The sequence below is a fragment of the Bartonella queenslandensis AUST/NH15 genome, from assembly GCF_000312585.1.
Lineage (GTDB): Bacteria > Pseudomonadota > Alphaproteobacteria > Rhizobiales > Rhizobiaceae > Bartonella > Bartonella queenslandensis_A.
Genome location: NZ_HE997980.1, coordinates 1 through 4931 on the forward strand (window position 1 = coordinate 1; position 4931 = coordinate 4931).

The window sequence follows — 4931 nt, forward strand, 5'->3', positions numbered from 1 at the left end:
AACGTAGGAGTGAGAGACTATGTTGATAGCATATTAAGACGTAATAGTCCTATTAATAAACTTTCGAGTACTTTAGAGGCAGAGGGCGTATCTAAAAACCTTCGCAGGGTTATGGGACTTAAAAAGTTTAGGACATTTAAAAAGGCTGCAGATGCTGAAAAGTTTTATGAAGACGCGGCGGCAAGAGCACTAAAACCGTTTCAAGGGACGCCTGAAGTTTCTTCTTTAACAGGTGTTAATATGCCGTACGGAAAAGTTAGTGCAGCACGTGCAGGGGCAAAAATTACACAAAATATTTTATCTGATACGATTAGGAAATTGCCTCAAAAAGAAAGGCAAATACTTGAACGTGATATAGCGAAGTTAGCAACTTTTGGCGTTAACGGTATGAGCCAGCAGGAAGTTACTCAAATATTACAAAGGTTCATAAAATGGCATAAAAGGGGAATTTTTAGTGAGAAGGTAGCACACCTTATTTCTTCGGCATTGGCGGGGCAAGTGGGCAGATTTGTAAGGAGTCGCTTCTATGAATAGCTATAATCCTTCAGTAGATCAAGCGATCCGTCAAGCAGCCATGCGTTATGGATTGCCTGAGAACTATTTATACCGTGTTGCACAAGTGGAAAGTGGCGGCAATCCGAATGCAAGGAATCCACGTTCTTCAGCGGGTGGGTTGTATCAATTTATAGACAGCACAGCCAAGCAATATGGCTTGCAAGACCGTTTTGACCCGGTGCAAGCGTCTGATGCTATGGGCAGATTAACGCGTGATAATCGCAATCACTTAAGCCGCGTTTTGGGCAGAGCGCCCACGGAGGCGGAATTATATTTGGCTCATCAACAAGGGGCAGGAGGAGCCGCCCGTCTTTTACAAAATCCCCATGCCAATGCCGCACAACTCGTTGGCAGCAATGCAGTTGGTTTGAATAGTGGCAACAGTAGCATGCGCGCAAGTGATTTTGTCAACCGTGTTTTACAGATGTATGGGGGGAAGCCTTATAGAACAAATCCTATAGCACAGGGAAGTTTTGGCAATAGAGACAACTTGCTCGATGTTTTACGGGCATTATTGGCATCACAAGAAGAAGCTTCGGAAGAAGAAGAGAGTGATGAAGATGATAATCCTTTGATGACGCAATTTATGCGCGCGTTTTACGGAGTTTAGGATTCACGACTATGTCAACGATTTATGATTGGTCGCTTAGAGCGGCGGATAACACACGCGCGGATGATTTGATTAATTGGTCAGAGGGGCAGCAACCGAACACGGTCAATAACAGCGCCCGTGTGATGATGCAAAGGATGCGTGAGTATTTATCCGATATAGGTGGTGTAATTGAAGGGATTGTTACCAATGATCATGTTCAACAAACGAGCACGATAAGGCTTGAAAGCAGCTCACAGTTTTTAGAGTATAAGAGTGGTATCATTTTGCGCTTTATGGCGACGGACAGGAATGTTGGTGCGAGCACGGTTTTGCTTAATGCTTTAAATGGCAAGCCTGTTTATAAAGCAACAGAATTGGGTGTCAGTCCTTTAGTTGGAGGCGAAATCCAAGAAGGTTGTATTTATACATTGGTGTCTCGTGGAGATAGTTGGCATCTTGTTAATCCTACCTCTATCCCCATAGAAGAAGAAAAGAGCCTTTACCCTACTGGTTTTATAGGCACGTTTGGTATGCGTGATGTTCCAGAGGATTGGCTTGTGTGCAATGGGAGGGCATATTCACGGACGCATTATGCAGGACTCTTTTCAGCGATAGGAACGGTTTGGGGGGTAGGGGATCGTGTAACGACGTTTAATGTTCCGGATTTACGAGGGATGTTTTTACGGGGTGTTGATGGTGGCAGTCATCGAGACCCCAATCGTCGATTTGCAAGCATTCAGACAGATTTAATCCAGTCTCACCAGCATGAAGGTCAAACTCTTTCGATGCCTCATTTTACCAGCAATGAAAACTTTTGGGATGGGAATACGACGGATGTATTGGGTTATCGTCTAGGCTTGTTTGGAGGAGGGGCTATAGCAAATTTTATGGGTATAGAGCGTGAGAATTTAGACGGCTACATTGTCTCGCCCTATTCCGTTGATGAGAATCAAGAAGTTGTTTTGGAAAGCACTGGGGAAGGAGAGACGCGCCCTGTGAATGTTTCTGTCCTGTTTGCGATTAAGACGTGAGGTTTAAGATGTCAACGATTTATGATTGGTCTTTCAATGCCTCTGAGAATGCCTATTGTGATGATTTGATTGATTGGACAGAGGGGCAGCGTCCTAGTAGCGTGAATAATAGCGCCCGTGGAATGATGCAACGCGTAAAAGAATATTTATCGGATACGAGTGGTGTGATTGAAAGCACATTTACGGTTGATGCTGAACATCAGACAACGTTGATAAGACTTCAAAGCCAATCGCATTTTTTGAAATATAAGAATGGGATATCGCTTTGTTTTAAATCGAGGGTTAAGAATGTTGGTGCGACCACCATTGCTTTGAATGATTTATCCGGCAAGCCCGTTTATAAGGCGACGGAATTAGGCATTGGTCCTTTATCGGGAGGAGAATTTCAACAGGGATGCATTTATAGCTTGGTCTATAGGGAAGATGCTTGGCATGTCTTAAATCCTACGCCGGTTTCTTTACCACAAGGACCAGTTCTCTCGGTTTATCCTACAGGGACGATAGGAATTTTTGGGATGCAAGTTTTACCGGATGGCTGGTTGTTGTGTGATGGTAAGGCTTATTTGCGCAGTGAGTATAGTGCTCTTTACAAAGCGATAGGGATCAGGTGGGGAAGCATTGATGATTATAGCAAGTTTCATGTTCCCGATTTGCGTGGTGTTTTTTTGCGTGGAGTTGATGATGAGCGCGAGATAGACCGTTTTCGTTATCTAGGCACTTTACAGCATGACGCTATGAGAAAGCATGATCATGGAGGTCAATCCTTTACGATTTTGAATGCTGAAAATGAGGAGGAGAGTTGGCATGGTCATATGATGATCATCTGGGGTTATGTGCTTAATGAACAGCAAAGGCTGAAGCTAGCCGAACGTTTGGGTGTGAGAGCAGAGGATATACGGATTCATCATAAGCTAGCCTTTCCTCATACCCACCTTCATATGCGTGATGTTTCATCGGCAAGTTTTGGGGCAATTGAGACACGCCCGATGAATATGAGTGTTGTGTTTGCGATTAAGACGTGAGGACAAGATGTCGACGATTTATGATTGGTCTTTAACGGCATCCGAGAATGGTGGAGCCGATAATCTTATTAATTGGTCAGAGGGACAGCAACCGAACACGGTCAATAACAGTGCTCGTTTTATGATGCAAAGGATACGTGAGTATTTATGGGATACGGGGGGTGTGGTTGAAGGGATTGTTATGATTGATGGTAAGCAAAAGACGAGTGCGATACGTCTTCAAAGTCCGTCGACATTTTTAGAGTATAAGAATGGGATATCGCTTTGTTTTAAAGCGACGGGCAAGAATGTTGGGTCGACAAAGATTGCTTTGAATGATTTAGCCGGCAAGCCCGTTTATAAAGCAACAGCCACCGGTTTATTAGCTTTAATGGGAGGAGAAATCCAAGATGGCTGTCTTTATAGAGTTATTTATGATGAAGATATAACCGGTTGGCAAATTCTCAATCCCACAAGGGGAAAAGTTTCTTCCTTAAAACGTTTACCGTCTGGTTTAATCGGTCCTTTTGGCATGGAACGCTTGCCGGATGGTTGGTTATTGTGTGATGGGCATGCTTATTCGCGAAGAACTTATAGAGCCTTGTTTGAGGCGATAGGAACAACATGGGGAGAAGGGGATGGTGCTACGACGTTTAATGTTCCGGATTTTCGTGGAATGTTTCTACGAGGTATGGACTACGAGCGCAATCTAGACCCTTGGCGTTCTTTTGCAAGTCAACAAGGCTGCTCTTTGAAAGCGCATGAACATTTTATAGGTCCTTCCTCTTCAGATGGCGGTTCTTCTCGAAAAAGACGGGATGTTTCTTCTTCTGAAGCGCCCGTGAGAAGGCGCAAGAGAGCTATAGACGAAGAGTGTTTAGGTTTAGACGGGGATGCTTTTGACAAGTGTAATCAAGAATTTGACCAAATAGCAGGAATTCCACAGGTAGAGGCTCCCTTTTGGTTCACAGAAAAAGATAAACCACCTCGTTTGCCTTGGTTTATCCGGAGCCCCTTTGCAAACTTTTTATATTATTCGACGCCGATCAAAGAGGGTGTCCATGACAGAGCGCATCATGAACATCACCTTATGGCAGAGAGTTTTGGTGGTGTTGAGACGCGCCCCGTTAATGTGAGTATCGTTTATGGGATCAAGACATGAGGAGTTGAAATGTCATTAAAACCGTTTGCCATATCAGAGCTTAGCGACCCGTCACAAGTACGGGTCGTTTTGTATTCAGGGGGTTATTTTGTGCATGCGCCGCTTCATGGTGTTTTTGATTTACTGAAAACATCTTTGAAAGCGGAGCTTGATGGTCGTGTGAAAGATTTAGAGAAGCGCTTAGAGATTTTAAGAGAAGAGCTTGAAGACTTGAAAGAGTGTTCATTAGATGAAGCCCTGTGAATGATGTAAGGAATAAAGTAGATGAAGATACCATATCATACACATGAATATTTTCTGCCTGTAGCGACACAAGAGGAAATCAGAGAAGGGACATCGCAAGATACGGTTGTTGTTCCCAAGCTTTTAGGGACGGCATCTTTGTATTCGTATGAAACCTTTGCGCCGTTAGAACAGGTTGTTAATGCAAGGCAAGAAGCAGAAAAAGCGATGGCGCGTGCGAATGGAGCACAGCAGGTTGCCGAAGAAGCACACAAAGCAGTAGAAAGAGTAAGTACAGAAGTTACGCAGGCCGGTCAAACGGTAGGTCAGGTCCTCACGAGTTCTAATGAGGCAAAACAGAAAGCCGA

General features: G+C 44.1%; 5 protein-coding genes and 2 pseudogenes. All 7 read left to right on the forward strand.

Going from position 1 to position 4931, the window contains the following annotated elements; all coding sequences use genetic code 11:
* Positions 1 to 534, forward strand: a pseudogene (locus BN338_RS11990) (glycine zipper family protein); the annotation flags it as partial.
* A complete protein-coding gene (locus BN338_RS01615; RefSeq protein ID WP_039758403.1) occupies positions 527 to 1165 on the forward strand; it encodes a transglycosylase SLT domain-containing protein in 639 nt (212 codons plus the stop codon). The pseudogene BN338_RS11990 and the gene BN338_RS01615, both read left to right, overlap by 8 nt.
* Before the next feature lie 11 nt (positions 1166 to 1176).
* Positions 1177 to 2178, forward strand: a complete 1002-nt coding sequence (locus tag BN338_RS01620; RefSeq protein ID WP_039758405.1) for a phage tail protein — start codon at positions 1177 to 1179, stop codon at positions 2176 to 2178.
* A gap of 8 nt (positions 2179 to 2186) precedes the next feature.
* Positions 2187 to 3200 (forward strand): phage tail protein, encoded by a 1014-nt coding sequence (locus BN338_RS01625; RefSeq protein ID WP_039758407.1) that lies wholly within the window; start codon positions 2187 to 2189, stop codon positions 3198 to 3200.
* A 7-nt stretch (positions 3201 to 3207) separates the two neighbouring features.
* Positions 3208 to 4341 carry a phage tail protein gene (locus BN338_RS01630; RefSeq protein WP_039758410.1) on the forward strand — a complete coding sequence of 378 codons (1134 nt, stop codon included), beginning with the start codon at positions 3208 to 3210 and terminating at the stop codon, positions 4339 to 4341.
* Positions 4342 to 4350: 9 nt separating this feature from the next.
* Positions 4351 to 4584, forward strand: coding sequence for a hypothetical protein (locus tag BN338_RS01635; RefSeq protein WP_039758411.1), 234 nt, complete (start codon positions 4351 to 4353; stop codon positions 4582 to 4584).
* Between the two features lie 21 nt (positions 4585 to 4605).
* Positions 4606 to 4931: pseudogene (locus BN338_RS01640) on the forward strand (hypothetical protein); the annotation flags it as partial.